This window comes from Lutibacter flavus (assembly GCF_900188355.1).
In the GTDB taxonomy this organism is placed as follows: domain Bacteria; phylum Bacteroidota; class Bacteroidia; order Flavobacteriales; family Flavobacteriaceae; genus Lutibacter; species Lutibacter flavus.
Window position 1 is genome coordinate 79,877 of sequence record NZ_FZNX01000003.1, and the last position, 20,064, is coordinate 99,940.

Sequence of the window (20,064 nt, forward strand, 5' to 3'; positions counted from 1 at the left end):
TATGAAAAAAATGCAACAAACTATGCGTTGGTATGGACCTAACGATACAATTAGTTTAGAAGATATAAGACAATGTGGTGTTTCAGGAATTGTTACTGCATTACATCAAATACCTGTTGGTGAAATTTGGACAGTTAAAGATATAAAAGAAAGACAGCAAATTATTAAAGATGCTGGAATGGAATGGGTTGTAATTGAGAGTTTACCTGTTCATGAAGATATAAAAAGAGCCTCTGGAAATTATAAAGAATTCATTGAAAATTATAAAATAAGCATAAAAAATATTGCAGAATGCGGGCTTAAAGTGATAACTTATAATTTTATGCCTATTTTAGATTGGGTTAGAACCAATCATGCATTTGAAAATCCGGATAGTACAAAAGCCCTACTTTATAATAAAGAAGCTTTTATATATTTTGATGTTTTTTTATTGAAAAGACCAAATGCAAAAAATGATTTTTCTGAAAAAGAAATTGCTGACTCTATTGAATATGGAAATAAACTTTCTAAATCTGAAAAAGAATTATTATTTAAAAATGTACTTCTTGGTTTACCTGGAAGTAAAATAAATTTTACACCTGAAAAAATACTTGCCCTACTTGAAAATTATAAAGATATTGATGATTCAAAATTAAGAGAAAATTTGATTCATTTCTTATCTGAAGTTGCTCCAATAGCTGAAGAATTAGGTGTTAAGTTGGCAATACATCCAGATGACCCACCGTTTTCAGTACTTGGTTTACCAAGAATTCTTTGTACAGAAGAAGATATTAAAAAGATTTTTAATGCAGTTCCAATTAACGCCAATGGTTTGTGCTATTGTACAGGTTCTTTAGGTGCCAATCCAGCTAATGATTTGGAAAAAATTATAGATGATTGGGGAGATAGAATACACTTTTTACATTTAAGAAATGTAATACGAGAAAACGACAGTGTTTTTAGAGAATCAGAGCATTTAAACGGTGACAATCCAATGGAGAGTATTGTTGAAAAATTGATTGTTCTTATGAAGAATAGAGATATAAGCTTACCTATGAGACCAGATCACGGTTTTTTGCATTCCTTGGAAGAAGGAAAAGAACAATATCCTGGCTATTCTCTTATTGGAAGATTAAAAGGACTGGCAGAATTACGAGGTTTAGAAAAAGGTATTATTTACAAATTAAACAACATTTAAAATAACATTTGGAAACAAACTATTCTCAAAATTATATTATGAAAAAATTCTTGAATAAATACATTTTTGTTTTTTCAACATTGCTACTCGTCTTTTTCATAATTGAAAATAGTTTCGCTACTAACCCAAATAATTATGTTTCAAATTTGTCTTCAAAAGGAAGTTTTCCTTTAGCTTCAAATGGAAATGTGGCTTCTATACTAATAAGTGATAATGATTTTACAGGAGTAATTCGTGTTGCAGGTCATCTTCAAAACGATCTTCAAAATGTTACAGATGTTCTTCCTAATATTTATAATAGAATATCACAACCTGAAGATTATATGGTGATTATTGGAACTGTAGGGAATAGTTCAATAATTGATCAATTAGTAAAAGAAGGTAAAATTGATGCTTCGCAACTTGAAGGGAAATGGGAAAAATTTACAACTCAAATTATTGAAAATCCACTAGAAGGTGTAAAAAAAGCGCTGGTTATTGCTGGTTCAGATAAACGAGGAACAATTTATGGCATTTATGATCTTTCAAGTCAAATAGGTGTTTCTCCATGGTACTTTTGGGCAGACGTTCCGGTAATAAAGCAATCAGAATTACATGTGCTTCCTGGAGTTCATACCTTAGGAGAACCTAAAGTTAAGTATAGAGGTTTTTTTATAAATGATGAGGCTCCAGCTTTAACAGGTTGGGTTTATGAAAAATATGGAGACTTTAACGCTCAATTTTATGATAAAGTTTTTGAACTTATTCTTAGAATGAAAGGAAATTATTTATGGCCAGCAATGTGGCCTCCAAGAAAGTTTAATGTTGATGACCCACAAAATGCAATTTTAGCTAATGAATATGGAATTGTAATGGGTACCTCTCACCATGAGCCTTTAACCCGTGCTCATGCGGAATGGGATAAATCGCTTGGAAAATGGGATTATGCAACTAACGCAAAGGGATTACAAGAATTCTGGAGAGGCGGAATGGAGCGTATGGGAAATAAAGAAACTCTTGTAACAGTTGGAATGCGTGGTGATGGTGACGAAGCATTGAGTGAAGAAACAGCAACAGAGTTACTTGAAACTATTGTAAAAGACCAACGTAAAATTATTGCTGAAGTTACTGGTAAACCTGCAGAAGAAACACCTCAAATTTGGGCTCTTTATAAAGAAGTTCAAGATTATTATGATAAAGGAATGCGAGTACCGGATGATGTGACACTGCTGCTTTGTGATGATAATTGGGGAAATATTAGAAAATTACCAAGTTTAGATGCTAAACCACGAAAAGGTGGTTATGGCATTTATTATCATTTTGATTATGTAGGAGGTCCAAGAAATTACAAATGGATCAACACCAATCAAATAGAACGTACTTGGGAGCAAATGCATCTTGCATATGAGCATGGTGCAGATAAAGTTTGGATAGTAAATGTTGGTGATATTAAACCAATGGAATTTTCTTTACAATTTTTCCTAGACTATGCTTGGAATCCTGAAAATTGGAATGCTGACAATTTACAAGATTATTATAGTTTATGGGCTAATGATGTTTTTGGTGGGAATCAGACAGCTGCTATTGCTGATATCATGAAGAAATACACCAAATATAATGCAAGAAGAAAACATGAATTGATAGATGCATCAACCTATAGTTTAACAAATTATAACGAAGCAACTAATATTGTTGAGGATTATAATTCACTTGCAAAAAAAGCGCTTGCAATAAACGATCAACTTCCAGCAATATATAAAGATGCTTATTACCAATTAGTACTTTTTCCTGTTTTGGCAAGTGCAAATATAAATGAGCTTTATGTAAGTGCTGCAAAAAACAATTTGTATGCTAAACAAGGAAGAACATCAACAAATTTTTATGCCGATAAAGTAAACCAGTTATTTGATAAAGACACAGAGTTAACAAACTACTACCATAAAGATATGGCGAATGGAAAATGGAACCATATGATGTCTCAAACTCATATTGGGTATACTTATTGGCAACAACCAAATGAAAATAATATTCCTGAAACTATAAAAATTGATGCATCAGATGACGCTGAAATGGGGGTGTCTATTGAAGGTTCTAAAGAGTGGTGGTCTGGTAATAATGAAGATGCTACATTCCCTATTTTTGATTCTTTTAACGACCAAAAATATCTTGTTGAAATTTTTAATAGAGGTAAAAAAAGTTTTAACTATAGAATAGAAAGCACAAATAATTGGATTGAAATTTCAGAGCCTGAAGGTATTGTAGAAAATAATAAAAAAATACAAGTAAGTATCAATTGGGAAAAAGCTCCGGAAAACACTCAAACCTCTTCAATAAAGGTATTTGGAGCTGGACAAGAAATACCAGTTTCAATAAAAATGAACAATTTTAAAAAAGGTTCTATAAAAGGGTTTGTAGAAAACAATGGATACATTGCTATAGAAGCAAAGAATTTTTCGAAAAAGTACGAGCCAAAACATTTTAAATGGAAAGTTGTCCAGAACTTAGGTAAAACAGGCGATGCTGTTATTTCGTTACCAATAAAAAAAGGTAGAATTGATTTGAACAAAAAATCTCCAAAATTATCTTATAACGTAAATTTTCTAAATGAAGGAATCGTAAAAGTTCATATGTATTTCTCTCCAACCATCAATTATTCAACAAGAGAAGGCATGTATTTTGGATTGTCATTTGATAAAGAAAGTCCAATAAAAATAAATTACGATTCAGATCCTACTATTTTTAATTATAATGGTAAGGTACCAAGTAATTGGCATTCTAATGTTGCTGATAATATTAAAATAATTACAACCGAATTTAAAATAAATGAAGCTGGAAATCATGTTTTGAATTATTACAGAATTGACGAAGGTTTAGTGCTTCAAAAAATAATTATAGAAACAGAAAAAAGTCAACTAAAGGAAACGTATTTAGGTCCGCCTGAAAGCTTAAAAATAGATTAAAAACAACAAATAAACATCTAATTCATACTTTCAATGATTCTGAGTTTGAAGTTCAAGTAAAAATAGACCTTTAAGTAACTGTTGCATATTTCACCTCAATAAAACGGCTATACAGGAGTCAGCACTTATAAGTTAAAAGCTATTAATGAGCGCCTTAACTCTAACAACCTACTACTGTTATTATCATGAGAATTGTAACTCTTTATCTTGCTAAATGTTATACTTGGGCACAAGAAGTCAAACCGAATACAGAAATATCTTATAATAATTATAAATTTGGTAGTCAAAGTTCTTAAGTGTATCTTATTGAAAGTAAAGACAACACATTTAAAGTAATTTCAATATTTAAAATCCCTTACAGTTAATTTTCATAAACTATAAGGGATAAATTTTTCAATAACTTTCTAAGGTTCTAGTTATCCAATTCCCCAGAAAAATCTTCACTTACATCTTTTCCTGCAAGACCATCAGCAACACCTTTATAAGCGTGTTTACGTTTGTAATTAGTATCCCATAAGTTTGGAGATTCATCTGGCAACCAATATTCATGTTCTTGAACATTATCTGACACACCCCATACAGTTACACCATATTGTTGAGCAACAGGAACATTTTTTTGAAACATTTCCATAATATATCTGTACATTTCAGCTTGTTCAGCTAATTGTGCTTCAGTTGGTGAATTTGTTCCTAACCTTACATCTAATTCAGAAATTTTAATCAACTTCCCACTAGCTGCAAGTTTTATAAACATTTGCTCAATTTTACTTTTATCACTATTTAGAGAAACGTGCATTTGTGTTCCAATTCCATCAACAGTAGCTCCTTGACTTTCAATGTATGTTACATATTCAATTAACCCATCACATTTTTCTAAAGAATACTCAAGGTTATAGTCATTTATAAATAGGACATCATTTGCATTTCCATATTCGCGAGCGTATTTAAACGCTTTAACCGCAAAATCTTCACCCATATATTTTACCCAATAAAATTCATCATCAGCTAAATCCGTAACATTTCCATCTCGAAGCGAACCACCTTCTTTCATTGGTTCATTTACAACATCCCAGGCAAAAACATCATTTTTATAATGGCCAACCATTTTAGAAATCCAATCTTCCATTGATGCATCAATAATTTCCGCCTTTTCAGCATCCGTTTTTTCAACAATAATTGGACCTGAACCTCCTCCACTTCCTGATGAAGCGTCTAAATCTGTTATAATAATATTATCAACATCAATAAGGTAGGTTACACTTGGTAATTTCCCTAAATCAAATGCCATTTTAAATGTATCACCTTGAAAATCGTTTACCGTAAATTTAATTTGTGTCCAGGCAGACGTTGTTGGAAAAGAACCTGTCCAATCTCCTCCTGTACTAAACCAATCTTTATATGGATAATTGTTTTCTAAACCATCAAATGAAATACGACCGCTACCAGTTTGATCAGATTTAATATAGAATGATATTTCATAATTATGTCCTTGAGTAATTGAAATACTTGGAGTTATTAATTGTAAATTATATTCAGCTGAAGACGTTGCACTAGCAATCATTTGAACTGCCTGAGCTGTTCCTGTTAAGCCAGAATTTTCAATTACTGAAATTCCATCACCACTATTCCATGCTCCCCAATCACTTAACGAACCATCTTTTAAACTTGATAGATTAAGTATTGCTTCTGGTTCAGCATCCAAATCAACTACATTAATATTATTAATATCAATATAATAAGTAACGCTTGGTAATTTTCCTAAGTCAAAAGCCATTTTAAAGGTATTCCCTTGAAAATCATTCACATTAAATTTAACTTGTTGCCAAGCAGAAGTTGTTGGAAAAGAACTTGTCCATTCTCCGTCTGTACTAAACCAATCTTTATATGGATAGTTGTTATCTAACCCCTCAAATGAAATACGTCCACTACCTGGTTGATCGGATTTTATATAGAACGATATTTCATAATTATGTCCTTGAACAACTGTAATATCTGGCGAAACTAATTGTAAATTATATTCAGCTGAAGAAGTTGCGCTTGCAATCATTTTAACTGCCTGATCCGTTCCTGTTAAACCAGAATTATCAATTACAGTAATTCCATCTCCACTATTCCAAGCTCCCCAACCGTTTAGTGTACCATCTTTTAATCCTGATAAATCTAAAGAGCTACTTCCGCTTGCTCCAGGAATAACAGTTGGAGCTATTAAACCATTAAGGTAGCTTGCATTTTGATTTTGATGCCAATTTAAAGTATGGCCAAACACTTTTAATCCAGCCTCTTTTGTTGCTGCTATAAAAGCATCAACTTTTGTAAAATTTAATTCTCCATTTGAATTTACCATTGGTCCATGTTTCATGTCATAACCAGCGGTAACTTCATCAAAATTTTCGTTAATTATTTTTTGATAAACTACATCTTCTAAATATAAATTAACACCAATTCCATTTCCAAGAACAAAGTCGGTATAGGTATTTAGAGCATCATAGCGTGTAATTTTTTCAGCCAACTCTAAAGGTAGTTCTGCTGTAGTTACTTCGCCATGAGAAGGGTCTTTTTCCCATTCCATAATCTGATCATCACAAGATGAAAAGATTAGAGATGTCAGGGCCAATATTGGAAATATTTTTTTGTATTTCATTTTTCTATATATTTTGGATAAAATGATTTATTTCATTAGTCTTATTAATTGATGAATTTACATTCATCTTCTTTAAATTGTTAGTCAACAAAATCACTATATTCTTGTGTTTTTAATGATACAATTCTCCAGTTATCAGTATAAACATCTATTGATGTAGCAGATGAAAGAAACTCTATACCGCTATCACTTTCTTTTCCAGTTATATTACTCAATGTAAAATCTGAGTTTTCAAAATAGATACCGAAATTTTTATATGAAGCGGCATCTCTTTGTGCTATAACATCATTAAAAATAAACTCACCATCAGAAAATTGATAGAACTCACTAAATGGAACTGTAACGGTTGTCCAACCTGCAGTTTCAAAAGGAACAACTTCACCATTTACAACCCAAGGCACATAATTATACGCATCTTTAGACCATTCTCCTCCATTAAATGCATTCTCCATACAAATTTTTAAAAATCCTGTAGAACTCCATGCATTTGGTACATAAACATCAAACTGAAATGCTATTTCTTCAACTGGAGTTCCTGCTGGGATATATGGCGTTATTTGTCCACGCCAATCGTCTACATCATTTCCTGCAGTCCAAACTTCTGTTAATCTATTTTTTGCAGGGGCAAAACTAGCAATACGCGTTGGTCGGTGTGCAACATAATTTCCTTGAGAAGTATTTCCTTCACCAATAAGCTCAGAAGATAAATCATTAGGGTGAATCATACCTTCGTCTTCTGCTCCCCAAAAACCGTGTTGTCCCAAACCATCAAAGTCTAAAATAATACCTTTTTTAAAGTTGAAATAGGCAGGAGAATATGCACCTCCATTAGCGCATTCAACTAATATTGCACCACCTTCATCTGAAATTCCACTTGGAACAACCACCGTAAAAAATTCGCCATCTACGTCAGAAACAATTCCATCTGTTACAACAACATCTCCAGGAAATGTTACTTTACTAACTTCAATTAAACCTGTACCATTAACTGTAATAGTTTCTCCAGGTAAAGGCATTGTATTTGAAATACTTGTAACTGTTGGAGCAGAAGAACGAATTTCAAAAGAATAGATTGTTTCGTTATTATCATTTGCAAAACGAATAGTATTACGTACTTCTTCATCTGCTTCTACAGTTGGTGTAGATCTTGAAATACTAACTAATATAGAGTTGTCAGATACATATACTGGGTTAAAGTACGTTGAAAATCCGTTAACATATATTTTTTTAATTCCTGTAAATCCAGCACCTTCAACTCTTAACAATTGACCCAAACGAGCAAATGTAACTTCTCTGTCTGGTACTGTTGAATTTATGTCTTCCAAAAACACTTTGTTAATGGATATTACACCTCCAATGGCGGTATCATCATCTTCACAAGCTGTAAAGAACATGGAGATAACCACCATTCCAAAGAATGCTGCGGTTCTCCAATAATTTTTATATAAAATATTTTTCGTCATATCAATTGATGTTTTAAATTTAATAATTTTCATACTAATTGAATAAATCTGTTATTCTAGTTTCAGTAAATTCATATGGAACAGCGCCTTCTCTTAATAGAGGATTTTGAACTACTTCCGATTCCGGATAAGGTAAAATGAAAATAGATGCATCAACCACTCCTACAGATCTAGATTCATTATCACGACTAGCATCTACTTCAATACCATTTGTTGCTGTGTCATATAAAAATGGTACAATAACTCCTCTTTCTTGTCCAGTAATATAATTTACTACTTCTTGTTGTCTATAGTAAGATCTACGTACTAAATCGTACCAATATTGACCTTCCATACATAATTCTACTCTACGCTCATGAATTATATCTTCATATGTTAAACTTGCTTTATTTTCAAGCCCAGCTCTTTCTCTTAATTGATTTAAATACATTAATGCCTTTGCATCAGAAGTGCTACTATTATTTCCTAAAGCAGCTTCAGCATAGTTTAAATGAACCTCAGCTAAACGCATCATATACGTGTTTAAAGCAGAATTCATTCTCGAAATGCTCGCATTATCTTTTGTTGAACCTACAACACCTTTTTTAGCCGTAAGAAAATCATCTCCGTGTTCAACAGTATATCCGCCATTTGCTTTACCAATTTCAGGATAATAATCATCGTTACCCATCCAAGTAGCCTTACGCCGAGCATCGTTTGTTTCGTATTCTTTTAAAACATCGTAAGAAGCTCTTGTCCAATATCCCCAAGCAGCATCATCACCTGTAACATCAGATCCTAATGCAAAAAATGCTTGATGCATATTATTTACACCATAATCTCCATTTGGTACCCATTGTAAGGCAAAAATAGATTCTGAATTGTTATTGTTTTCTATTTTAAATAAATCAGCGTAATCATCCATTAACATATATGGTCCTTCTTCAATTACCTTTTCTGCAGCTTTTTTAGCTAAATTAAGATACTCTTCATTTTTTGTTCCACTATTTGGATTATCGCTTAAACCGGCATATGATAAATAAACACGAGACAATAAACCAAACGCACTATACTTTGTTAAACGCCCTGCTCTAGTACCTTGTTCTGGTAAATATTTTGCAGCATATTCTAAATCGCGCATTGCAAACTCGTAAACATCTTTCGCCGAATTTTTATTTACAATTGGATTGTTTACTAACTCATTTGGATTTGTAGAAATTATTACATCTCCCCATAATGATGTTAAATACCAATAAGCTGTGCCTCTCATAAAACGAGCTTCAGCAATATAAGGGAGTTGCTTTTCTGCTGCAACACTGCTTCCTTCAATACCAATTATTACATTATTGGATTGTTGAATAACATTGTATAATGAAGCCCAAGCTTCAACTAATGGTCCTGTTAAACCCGTTTCTGTTAGATCTGTAAATGGATAAATATAGTCTGAGTATGGTGCATATAAATTATATGATCTACCGTCTCCTAATCCATAATAAAATTTCGCATTAAAATCGAACCAAACTTTATTATAAAGTGGTGAAGTTGCAGCCTGAAAATCATCTTCCGTCAGGTAAAAGTTTTCTTTTGTAATTTGATCCTCAGGTTCTACGTCCAAAAGATCATTACAACCTGTCCAAATAAAGGCAAAAACCAATATTAAACTAAAGTTAATTATATTTTTTGTTTTCATATTTCTTTGATTTTTTTGTTAAAATTTAACGTTTAGTCCAAGCGTGAAAATACGTGGCGATGGATAACGAGCGTTATCTATCCCAGTTAATAATGCATCTTGATTGATTGAACCAATCTCTGGATCTAAACCAGTATACTTAGTGAATGTATATACATTTTGTAAGTTCGTGTAAACCTTTAGGTTTTGTATTCCAAACTTTGAAACTAATTTTGGTGGAAAATTATAACCAATTGAAATATTTTTAATTCTTAAGTAAGAACCATCTTCTACAAAATTGTTACTATATCTATAGTTAGAAGTTGAAGAAGCCGATGAAGCTCCTATACGTGGCATATAGTCATTTCCTCCTATAATTTGAATATTTCTATAATCGTTAGGTCCATCAGGATTTATTAAGGCTAAATCTGCATAACCTAAAGCTGTTTGCAATAAATTAGTGTTTTCACGAGGGTTTTCTAACCATCTGCGTTGGTAGTTAACTGCATCGTTACCATATGAACCAGATAAAAACACATTTAAATCAAATCCTTTATATGAAAACGAATTTCCAATACCATAGGTAAAATCAGCTTCTGGATTTCCAATATAATCACGATCTTGTTCATTAATTACACCATCTTTATTAATATCTTCAAAAATAAAGTCACCAATCCAAACACTGTTTTCTCCAATAGCCATTCCTTCCGGTAAAGCTGTCGGTACTATTTCACCTGTACTATTTTTATAATAAAAATCTGTAGCTTTTTCAAAACGACCAATAACTTTATATCCGTAGAATTGACCAATAGATTCTCCTACAGCTGTGCGTGTTACAATTGTAATATCTGAACCTTGTTGAAGCGTTCTATTTAAAATACCTGTTTCAGTATTTAATTTAAGCACTTTATTACGGTTCATAGAGAATACAAAATTAGATCTCCATTGAAAATCATTTTTATCAACATTTACTGTATTTAAAGTTAACTCAATCCCTTTATTTTCAAGTGAACCAATATTTACCCAAGGAGCAGAAGTTGATCCCTGACCAGTAGTACCAACATAAGCTGGTAAAGGCAATTGCAATAATAAATTTTTGGTTTTTTTGTAATAAACATCAGCAATAAACTCTACTCTGTTATTAAATAAATTTACATCTAAACCAACGTTACTAGAGTAAGTAGATTCCCATTGTAAATCCTGGTTTGCTGTATTTGCAGCTAATAATCCTGTTCCCCAGTTTGTAGCTGAAGAAGTATATGTAGAAGTATATGCATAGTTTGGTACATTTTGATTACCAACTGTACCCCAACCTAAACGTAATTTTAAATTGTTAATTACTGAATTGTCTTTTAAGAAATCTTCGTTTGAAACTTTCCAAGCAAAAGCTGCTGATGGAAACCATCCCCAACGATTGTCTTTATAAAATTTTGAAGAACCATCGTAACGTAATGTTCCTGTTAACAAATACTTATCATTGTAAGAATAGAACATTCTTCCAAAATAAGAGCTAATTGCACTTGTCCCACTTCCATTTGAGTTTTTTGCAGTAGTTGCATCACCAGCATTTAAATCTGTAGCACCATTTGTTAAAAAACCTGAACGATATCCGTATAAATTCTCCCAATGAGATTCCTGAATTTCTTGTCCAAGCATCATATTAACATTATGTAAACCAAACTCTTTAGTATATGTTAAAATATTTTTCCAGTTCCAATATTTATTATATGATTTATTTCTTGAACCTTCTCTAACATCATTTGCCAATGCACCAAATGAATAAGATGGATTAAATTGGTATGCGTTTGAAAAACCAAAATCAATAGCATATTCTGTTCTTAATTTAAGATTATCTGTAAAAGATAACTCTGCAAAAGTTGAAGCTCTAATTCCTGCTTTTTCGTTTCTATTATCTCTAATTGAAGCTAAACCAACTGGGTTATTTTGCACAAACTCATCTGTATCTGGTCCATCAAAATTACCATCAGCGTTGCGAACTGCAACATTTGGAGTTTGTTTAAAGGCCGTTAATATTAAAGACTCGTCTGAAACTGTAGTTTTTTGCTTAGAATTGTTAAAAGCAAAATTAATTCCAACTTTTAAATAGTCTTTAACTTGAGAATCAAAAACACCTCTCATATTAAATCTATTAAATCCAGAACCAATTGCAATCCCTTCTTGATCTAAATATCCAACACCCATTGCATACGTACTTTTATCTGTTCCACCAGAAACAGATAAATTATGACTTTGCATCATAGCACGAGAAAACATTTCATCCTGCCAATCTGTTCCTGCTCCTAAAAGTTCTGGTCTAATAAAATTATTATCACGCTGTACAATTCCTAAATCAGCTCTTTTATTTTTATGAATAGCATATTCTTGTAGATTCAACAATTCTAATTTGTTAGGAATCTCTTGAAATCCTACATAAGAATCATATGTTATTGAAGCCTCTCCTTTTTTTCCACGTTTGGTAGTTATAATAATTACCCCGTTTGCAGCTCTAGAACCATAAATTGCTGTCGCAGATGCATCTTTTAAAACATCTATAGAAGCAATGTCAGACGGACTAATTGAAGACAATGCATTTTCATTTCCAGAACCTGTAGAACCGTCAATAATAATACCGTCAATTATAAAAATAGGCTCATTAGAACCGTTTAATGAACTAATACCTCGAATTCGAATAGATGAACCTGCACCAGGAGCTCCACTATTTTGTTGTACTTGAACACCAGCTGCGCGCCCTTGCAAAACCTGATCTATAGAAGTACTAACCGATTGTGATATTGCCTCACTCGAAACTGAAACAACTGAACCAGTTAAATCGCTTCGCTTCATTTTACCATAACCAACAACAACAACTTCATCTAAAGTTGTTGTATCAAACTCTAGGGTTACATTAATTTGATTTTTATTATTTACTGAAATTTCTTTAGCCTTATAGCCTAAAAAGCTATATACTATAACTCCACCTGATGGCACATTATTAATCGTGTATTCTCCATCAAAATTGGTAATTGTACCATTTGTTGTTCCTTTTAAAAGGACATTAGCTCCGGGAATAGGACCGTCCGCATCCGAAACTTTACCAGTAACAGTAATTTGAGCATTCATTGCAGCGGTAAACAGCAATAACAGAGTAAGCAACCGCAAGCGTTTAAAGCATCTTGATTTGCTTTTAAAAAATAAAAAGTAGGTCATAGATAAATTGATTTATAAAAAATTATATTTGATTAACTATCAGCTTTTTATCTAAAATTAGAGTAGTTACAACTTTAAAAAGTTTACTTCTATCATCCTTTTAAATAAAAAATCAACATCCAAATTTATATAATTTAATTTATATACGCAATCGATTGCGTATATTATTTCAATCGATTGCGTAATTTTTTTAGTTAGCTTTCTAATCATTCTATAATTTTCTTTTTAAAATAAGAACACTTAGTATTGTATAGCTCCTGTTTTTTCATTATTTTCATAAAAATTACTCCTATTAATTATATACGGTTAATTCTATGATTTATCTTTTACTTTTATATATAGTAATTGATAAATATCAATTATCAATCTTTTTAAATAAAAATTTAAGTTACAACCTTAGCATTTATTAGTATTTAGAAATAAATATTAAAAATATGTAAAGTTGAGAGATATCATTTCAAAAAATTACTTCTAAACCTAACTTAGTAGTATAAAAAGTATAACTTAAATATATATATTATGTCACTAGTAAAATTTAGAAGAAGACCATGGGAAAATCTACTTTCAACAGATTTGTTAGATTTAACCCCAAACAGTTTATTTAATGATAGAATGTGGTTAAAAAGAATGGATGAACCTGCTCTAAACATTAAAGAAAAAGATGATTTATTTGAAATCGAGTTAGCAGCTCCTGGATATTCAAAAAAAGATTTTAAGGTTACTATAGATGATGGTTGTTTAAACATCTCTGCAAAAAGAAGCCAAACAAAAGATGAAAAAGAGGAAAATTACACGCGTCACGAGTTTAGTTATGAATCTTTTGAAAGATCTTTAGAACTGCCAGACAGTGTATCCGATGATAAAATAAAAGCTAATTACGATAATGGAATTTTAAAGTTTAGCTTAGCTAAAAAAGAAGTTGCTAAGAAGCAAAAACCAAAAGTAATTGAAATTGCATAAGTACTGTTGCATTAAAATTTAGCACTAAAAAAGTACGTCATTCTAAATTTAGAATGACGTATTTTTTTGTGTGTAAAAAACCCTTAATAATAAATTCAGAAATTAATATGCTACCTCAAGTTCATTTTCTACATCATATACTCCAGGTGCAAAAAATGCTGTTTTTCTGGCTTCTTCTTTTTCTGCATAAGAGTGTACTTTTCCTTTTAATTTTACTTTATGCCCATCTACCTCAACCTTAATTTGATTTGCATCAAGATCTGCTAAACGCTTAAATGCTTTTGCTATTTTCTCCTTTATATCAGTAGGTTTAATAGCTTGTTCCAAAGTTATATTATTAATAACCTTTCTTACTCCAAGTAAATTTTCAACTGCTTTTCTGGCAGCTTCTTTTTGATAAAACCATTGTAATTCACCAGTTAAATAAACCCAACCATCTCTCACTTCAATTTTAACTTTATCTTTTGGTACAGATGAGTTCCATTCAAATGCATTTACAACAGCTTTAGCAATTTCTTTGTCAGTTTTTTTGTAAGCTGTTCCATATTTAACTTCAATATCATCAGCTACAGCTTTTACCCCTATTACATTTTTTACGGCTTTTTCTGCAGCCACTTTTTTAGAATAAGTATCTACAATACCCGTTAGAGTTACAACTCCTTTTTCTACAATAACACCAATTTGTGTCTCATCGATATTTGGTTGCCACATTAATTCATCAAGAACATCCTCTTTAATTTCGCTATCACTTTTCATAATTAAATAATTTTAAATTAAACAATATATAATCTTTAGCAAAGCTATATACATATTGTACTTATTAAAATGATAAGCCTCAATTGAAAGAAAATTTCATTAAAAATGTGTTTAACCCATTCTAAATCTTCACTTAAGAATTGAATTTTAAGTCAATTGTAAATACTTAATTTCTTAAAAATCAAGCTAAACTGACCCAAATCATTTTTAACAACCCATAATTTAAATTTACCTAGGACTAATAAAAAACACATGTTGAATTAAAACCTTTATTTAGTTATATTTGATTTTCTTCAATAAAACCAATTTAAATGGAAAAATATGCCTCATTTGAAACAGAAAGATTATTACTAAAACCTACTTCAAAAAAACACGCTCCGTTTATATTAGAACTTCTTAATACCCCAAAATGGCAACAATATATTGGGGATAGAAATGTACACTCTATTAAAGAAGCTGAAAAATATATAAAAGATAAAATTACACCTCAATTAGAAAAACTTGGCTTTGCAAATTACACAGTTATACTTAAAAAAGATAGCGTAAAAATTGGTTCCTGCGGACTATATAATAGAGAAGGATTGGATGGAATTGATATTGGTTTTGCATTTTTACCAGCTTATGAGAAACAAGGTTATGCTTTTGAAAGTGCACAAAAAATCATTGAAATAGGCATTCACATTTTCAACATTAAAAAATTAAGTGCAATTACTGTAAAGGAAAATTATGCTTCACAAAAATTATTAGAAAAGCTAGGTCTGCAATTTATTGAAATCATAAAAATTCCAAATGATGATGAAGAATTATTATTGTACCGACTTGAAATTTAGTACAATTGATACTGTAAAATATATTGAAAACTAGAGAAATTTGCTCCTATTAAATGAGAAACAGTATATTTACTTTAAAATAACTAGTTAACCTCCCTTTAAAAATTCAGCAATTTTAGAAATGGCTATTGTCATTTTTATAAAAGATTTTTTAAACCGAACAATATTTTTAATTATAACTAAGATTTATAAACGTGAAGGCTAGAAATCACTTTAAAAAACGGGGCCCAACTGAAAAGCCATATGAGTAGGAAAACTAAAAACTAAAAAAATGAAGAAAGGTAACATTAAAGTAAGTATTTTGTATCCAACTGGTGAAGGTAAAACCTTTGACATAGATTATTACTGCAACACACATGTACCAATGGCGGCTAAATTATTAGGTGATTCTGTACTTGGAGCAACTGTTGAGAATGGTCTTGTTGGTGGAGATCCAGGATCAAAACCTACTTATGCAGCAATGGGAAATTTATATTTTACCTCGATAGAATCGTTTCAAAATTCCTTTGGTCCTCACGCTGAAAAAATAATGGGAGACCTTCCCAACTTTACTAACATTAACCCTGTTATTCAAATTAGTGAAGTAATGATTTAAAAACATAGTGGATTTTTAACCTATAGTCATATTTTTGAGCGAGACCGAATTAACATTTCTGAAATTATGAGCCGAACCTCTAAATTAAGCAGTGATGGTAAAATTAGATTTTTACTTAATAATTGGCTCAGCTGAAAAAAACGAAGGTGTTAAAGCTAAATATCTAAAAAATTGCGATTTTTGTTCTCAGCAAAAATAAATATTAGGTTGAAACACAAAAATTAATAAATTATGACACTAAAGGAAACACTCGAGCAGCTAAAAGCAATGAGTGATGAAAAGACATTCGCTTACAACTCAAAAAATGGTGTAGGAGATAACCAGTATGGTGTAAAACTGGGCGACCTCCGAAAAGTGGCTAAGAAGATAAAGAGCAATCATGAACTTGCACTGGAATTATGGGGAACTCAAAACTATGATGCTCAAATGCTTTCAATGCTTATAATTAATCCAAAGAAACTATCAACCGATGCATTGGATGCAATTGTTCGGTCAGTGAAATATACCCGAGTAGCCGATTGGTTAAACTCCTATGTAGTAAAGATACATCCGGAAAACGAAAAACTGCGTCAAAATTGGATGAACGATAAGAATCCTATGGCAGCACGTGCAGGTTGGAACCTGACTACTCAACGCATTGTAAAAAACCCAGAAATGGTAAACATACCAAACCTCCTTAATCGAATTGAAAACGAAATGTCTAATGCTGCACCTGAGGCAATGTGGACAATGAACTTCAGTTTGGCTGAAATAGGTATTAATCATCCCGAATATAGACAACAAGCCATTGACATTGGTGAAAAGCTGGGCGTATATCGTGATTATCCTACTTCAAAAGGTTGTACATCCCCATTTGCTCCAATTTGGATAAAGGAAATGGTGAATAGAAAAGGATAATTAAAAACTAGTGCCAAATTATATTTGTATCGCTTCACTAATAACACTATTTTAGACTTAAATTTATGCGTTTAAATACACGCTACATTTGATGTTAAAAAAATTATACTTCACACATAAAACCCATAGAATAAACAAAATGAAATATATTTATATGCTTTTGTTAATTGCTATTATTTCCTGTAAAACAGAAAAAGAGCAATACAGAAAAACTATTAATTTACAAGGAGAATGGCAATTTGCGTTGGATACAGCAAATGTTGGGTTAAAAGAAAAATGGTACTTATCTGACTTAAAAGACAAGGTGGAATTACCAGGAACGACCGATACAAATAAAAAGGGGCTTCTAAATCAAGATACTACTACCATGCATTTAAATAGAGTATACAAATATGAAGGTATTGCTTGGTATCGAAAAAAAGTAACCATCCCTGAAAATTTTAATAATAAACACATTCAGTTATTTTTAGAACGTTCTAAATCATCAAAAATATGGATTGACAGTATGTATGTTGGAACCTCTCAACTACTTCAATCTCCTCAAATGTTTGATGTTTCAAACCATTTATCACCAGGAGATCATTCTATAACCATCCAAATAAATAACGATTTAAAACTAACCCCCTATGGGAATGTCCATATATATTCAGACGATAGCCAAACTAATTGGAATGGAATAATTGGTAACATTCAATTAGAAGTTTCATCAAAAACATATATAGAAAACTTGCAGGTATATCCTGATATTGATAAGAAAAAAATTGAGATTGAATTAAATATTAACAATCAATTAAATATTGAAAAATTGGATATAGAGCTTCAAGTATTTAAAACTCTAAATAACAAAACCACTCAATTAAAATCGAAACAGCTAACTATAAATTACCAACCAATTATAAAGTTGGAATATGAGCTAAATGATACCGCTATCTTATGGGATGAATACCAACAACCTATATATCATCTAACCGCAATTATAACCAATGGAGCTATTAAAGATGCTAAAACAGTTTCATTTGGAATGCGAAATTTTGAAGTTGACGGTACACAATTTTCAATAAATGGCCGTAAAACATTTTTAAGAGGAAAGCATGATGCTGCCGTTTTTCCACTTACAGGCTATCCACCAATGAATGTTGAAGATTGGATAAAAGTATATAAAATAGCAAAATCATATGGTATAAATCATTATCGTTTTCATTCCTATTGTCCGCCAGAAGCTGCTTTTACAGCTGCAGATAGAGAAGGAATATACCTTCAAGCGGAATTACCTTTTTGGGGTGGATTGGAATCGGACACAATTGCTCAAACAATTAAAGAAGAAGGTATTGCTATGTTAAAAGCTTATGGAAATCACCCATCTTTTGTAATGTTTTCTCCTGGTAATGAAATTTGGAGTGGTCATGACAATGTAGAAAAGAATTTGCTGGCTTTAAAATCTTCAGACAGTCGTCCTTTGTACACAATGGGTTCAAACAACAATATTGGCTATCTTGAGCCACGTGAATATTCCGAATTTTTTGTTGGAGCAAGAACTCCCTACAAAAAAGATAGTATCCTTACGCACACCAGACTTACACATGCATATGCCGACTCAAATGAAGGAGGTATATTAAATACACAAACTCCATCAACAACTGTAAATTTTAACTATGCAGTTTCGCAAATGAAACAACCTATTGTGAGTCATGAAATTGGACAATATCAAATTTTTCCTGATTATAAAGAAATTGATAAATATACCGGTGTAGTGCGTGCAACCAACTTAGAAGTATTTAGAGATCGCTTAAAAAATGCCGGAATGGAAAGTATGGATAGCATTTTTCAAAAAGCATCTGGTAAGTGGTCTGCACTTTGCTATAAAGCAGAAATGGAAGCTGCAATTCGCACAAAAGGAATGGCAGGATTTCATTTATTGGATTTACAAGATTTTCCTGGTCAGGGAACTGCTCTTGTAGGAATATTAGATGCATTTATGGATAGCAAAAATGTAATTACACCCGAAGATTGGAAACAATCTTGTAATGACGTGGTTTTATTACTTGAATTTCCAAAATATTGCTATTCAAATAAAGAAAAATTTTATGCTAAAGCGGTAGCAGCAAATTATTCAAACACGACAATTAACAGCAACATAAACTGGGAACTGAAAAAACAAGACGGAACAACATTAAAAAAGGATACTTTTTTAAATTCAAAAATTCCAAATGAAGGTTTATCAAGCATTGGAGAAATAAACATTGATTTTTCATCAATAAATAAAGTCGAAAAATTAATAGTTGAAATCAAAATTCCAGAAACTGAATATAGCAACTCCTACCCTATTTGGGTGTATCCTTCAAAAGAAAACGATGTTATAATTCCTGAAAATATCACTGTTGCTAAAAAATTAAACAATCAGGTTCTTGCACAATTAGAAGCAGGTGAAAAAGTTTTGTTATTTCCGCAAACAGAAGATGTAAAAAACAACAGTTTTGCAGGCCATTTTCCTCCAGAATTTTGGAACTATGGAATGTTTAAAGGAATAAGTGAATGGGTTAAAAAGCCAGTTTCTCCAGGTACTTTAGGATTATTAATGGATCCTGAACACAAGATATTTAACGATTTCCCTACCGATTTTTATACCAACTGGCAGTGGTTTTCAATTATTAAGGCCAGCAACTCAATTATTCTTGATAGTACTTCAAAAGAATACAAACCTATTGTACAAGTGATTGATAACCTTGAACGAAATCATAAATTAGGACTCGTTTTTGAATTTAAAATTGGTAAAGGGAAATTGCTTGTTTGTATGTCGCAATTAAACAAAATAAAAGATAAACCTGAAGCTATTCAATTATATCAATCAATTATTAACTATATGGATTCCGATAGCTTTAATCCGAGTTATCAAATAAGTAGCGTTGAGTTAGAAAGTATATTTAATAAAAAATAAAACCAGTAATTTCCAT

The 20,064-nt window shown here is 31.5% G+C and carries 12 protein-coding genes; 7 read left to right on the top strand and 5 right to left on the bottom strand.

The window, feature by feature from the left end:
* Window position 1 precedes the first annotated feature (1 nt).
* Window positions 2–1,177: a mannonate dehydratase gene (uxuA, locus tag CHB63_RS09285; protein ID WP_176420321.1), complete on the top strand. Its 1,176-nt coding sequence runs from the start codon at window positions 2–4 to the stop codon at window positions 1,175–1,177.
* A 38-nt stretch (window positions 1,178–1,215) separates the two neighbouring features.
* Window positions 1,216–4,116, top strand: a complete 2,901-nt coding sequence (locus CHB63_RS09290) for a glycosyl hydrolase 115 family protein (protein ID WP_089378199.1) — start codon at window positions 1,216–1,218, stop codon at window positions 4,114–4,116.
* Window positions 4,117–4,528: 412 nt separating this feature from the next.
* Here CHB63_RS09290 and CHB63_RS09295 read toward each other — a convergent pair whose 3' ends face one another.
* The 4 genes from CHB63_RS09295 to CHB63_RS09310 form a co-directional block, all read right to left on the bottom strand.
* Window positions 4,529–6,757 (bottom strand): endo-1,4-beta-xylanase, encoded by a 2,229-nt coding sequence (locus CHB63_RS09295; RefSeq protein ID WP_089378200.1) that lies wholly within the window; start codon window positions 6,755–6,757, stop codon window positions 4,529–4,531.
* A gap of 80 nt (window positions 6,758–6,837) precedes the next feature.
* Window positions 6,838–8,220 carry a glycan-binding surface protein gene (locus CHB63_RS09300; protein WP_089378543.1) on the bottom strand — a complete coding sequence of 461 codons (1,383 nt, stop codon included), beginning with the start codon at window positions 8,218–8,220 and terminating at the stop codon, window positions 6,838–6,840.
* A 34-nt stretch (window positions 8,221–8,254) separates the two neighbouring features.
* The gene (locus CHB63_RS09305) at window positions 8,255–9,889 is read right to left on the bottom strand and encodes a RagB/SusD family nutrient uptake outer membrane protein (protein WP_089378201.1); all 1,635 of its coding nucleotides are present in this window, start codon (window positions 9,887–9,889) and stop codon (window positions 8,255–8,257) included.
* Between the two features lie 18 nt (window positions 9,890–9,907).
* On the bottom strand, window positions 9,908–13,021 hold the full coding sequence (locus tag CHB63_RS09310) for a SusC/RagA family TonB-linked outer membrane protein (RefSeq protein ID WP_245856886.1): 3,114 nt from the start codon (window positions 13,019–13,021) through the stop codon (window positions 9,908–9,910).
* A gap of 573 nt (window positions 13,022–13,594) precedes the next feature.
* Between CHB63_RS09310 and CHB63_RS09315 the strand changes: the two genes are divergently transcribed.
* Window positions 13,595–14,035: an Hsp20/alpha crystallin family protein gene (locus CHB63_RS09315; RefSeq protein ID WP_089378203.1), complete on the top strand. Its 441-nt coding sequence runs from the start codon at window positions 13,595–13,597 to the stop codon at window positions 14,033–14,035.
* A gap of 102 nt (window positions 14,036–14,137) precedes the next feature.
* On the opposite strand, the gene CHB63_RS09320 is transcribed toward CHB63_RS09315, so the two are convergent.
* On the bottom strand, window positions 14,138–14,791 hold the full coding sequence (locus CHB63_RS09320; RefSeq protein WP_089378204.1) for a BON domain-containing protein: 654 nt from the start codon (window positions 14,789–14,791) through the stop codon (window positions 14,138–14,140).
* Between the two features lie 311 nt (window positions 14,792–15,102).
* On the opposite strand from CHB63_RS09320, the gene CHB63_RS09325 reads away from it, so the two are divergent.
* From CHB63_RS09325 to CHB63_RS09340, 4 genes are all read left to right on the top strand, one after another.
* Complete coding sequence (locus CHB63_RS09325; RefSeq protein ID WP_089378205.1) at window positions 15,103–15,621, top strand: GNAT family N-acetyltransferase; 519 nt, start codon at window positions 15,103–15,105, stop codon at window positions 15,619–15,621.
* A gap of 271 nt (window positions 15,622–15,892) precedes the next feature.
* Window positions 15,893–16,216, top strand: coding sequence for an EthD family reductase (locus CHB63_RS09330; protein WP_089378206.1), 324 nt, complete (start codon window positions 15,893–15,895; stop codon window positions 16,214–16,216).
* Window positions 16,217–16,447: 231 nt separating this feature from the next.
* Complete coding sequence (locus CHB63_RS09335) at window positions 16,448–17,113, top strand: DNA alkylation repair protein (RefSeq protein WP_089378207.1); 666 nt, start codon at window positions 16,448–16,450, stop codon at window positions 17,111–17,113.
* 139 nt (window positions 17,114–17,252) lie between these two features.
* The gene (locus CHB63_RS09340) at window positions 17,253–20,048 is read left to right on the top strand and encodes a sugar-binding domain-containing protein (RefSeq protein WP_089378544.1); all 2,796 of its coding nucleotides are present in this window, start codon (window positions 17,253–17,255) and stop codon (window positions 20,046–20,048) included.
* Window positions 20,049–20,064 lie beyond the last annotated feature (16 nt).

Bases quoted from the DNA above. Each gene is read 5' to 3' on its own strand.
- CHB63_RS09335 (WP_089378207.1), top strand. From the start codon at position 16,448: ATGACACTAAAGGAAACACTCGAGCAGCTAAAAGCAATGAGTGATGAA.
- uxuA (WP_176420321.1), top strand. From the start codon at position 2: ATGAAAAAAATGCAACAAACTATGCGTTGGTATGGACCTAACGATACA.
- CHB63_RS09305 (WP_089378201.1), bottom strand. From the start codon at position 9,889: ATGAAAACAAAAAATATAATTAACTTTAGTTTAATATTGGTTTTTGCC.
- CHB63_RS09315 (WP_089378203.1), top strand. From the start codon at position 13,595: ATGTCACTAGTAAAATTTAGAAGAAGACCATGGGAAAATCTACTTTCA.
- CHB63_RS09290 (WP_089378199.1), top strand. From the start codon at position 1,216: ATGAAAAAATTCTTGAATAAATACATTTTTGTTTTTTCAACATTGCTA.
- CHB63_RS09320 (WP_089378204.1), bottom strand. From the start codon at position 14,791: ATGAAAAGTGATAGCGAAATTAAAGAGGATGTTCTTGATGAATTAATG.
- CHB63_RS09340 (WP_089378544.1), top strand. From the start codon at position 17,253: ATGAAATATATTTATATGCTTTTGTTAATTGCTATTATTTCCTGTAAA.
- CHB63_RS09300 (WP_089378543.1), bottom strand. From the start codon at position 8,220: ATGACGAAAAATATTTTATATAAAAATTATTGGAGAACCGCAGCATTC.
- CHB63_RS09295 (WP_089378200.1), bottom strand. From the start codon at position 6,757: ATGAAATACAAAAAAATATTTCCAATATTGGCCCTGACATCTCTAATC.
- CHB63_RS09330 (WP_089378206.1), top strand. From the start codon at position 15,893: ATGAAGAAAGGTAACATTAAAGTAAGTATTTTGTATCCAACTGGTGAA.
- CHB63_RS09325 (WP_089378205.1), top strand. From the start codon at position 15,103: ATGGAAAAATATGCCTCATTTGAAACAGAAAGATTATTACTAAAACCT.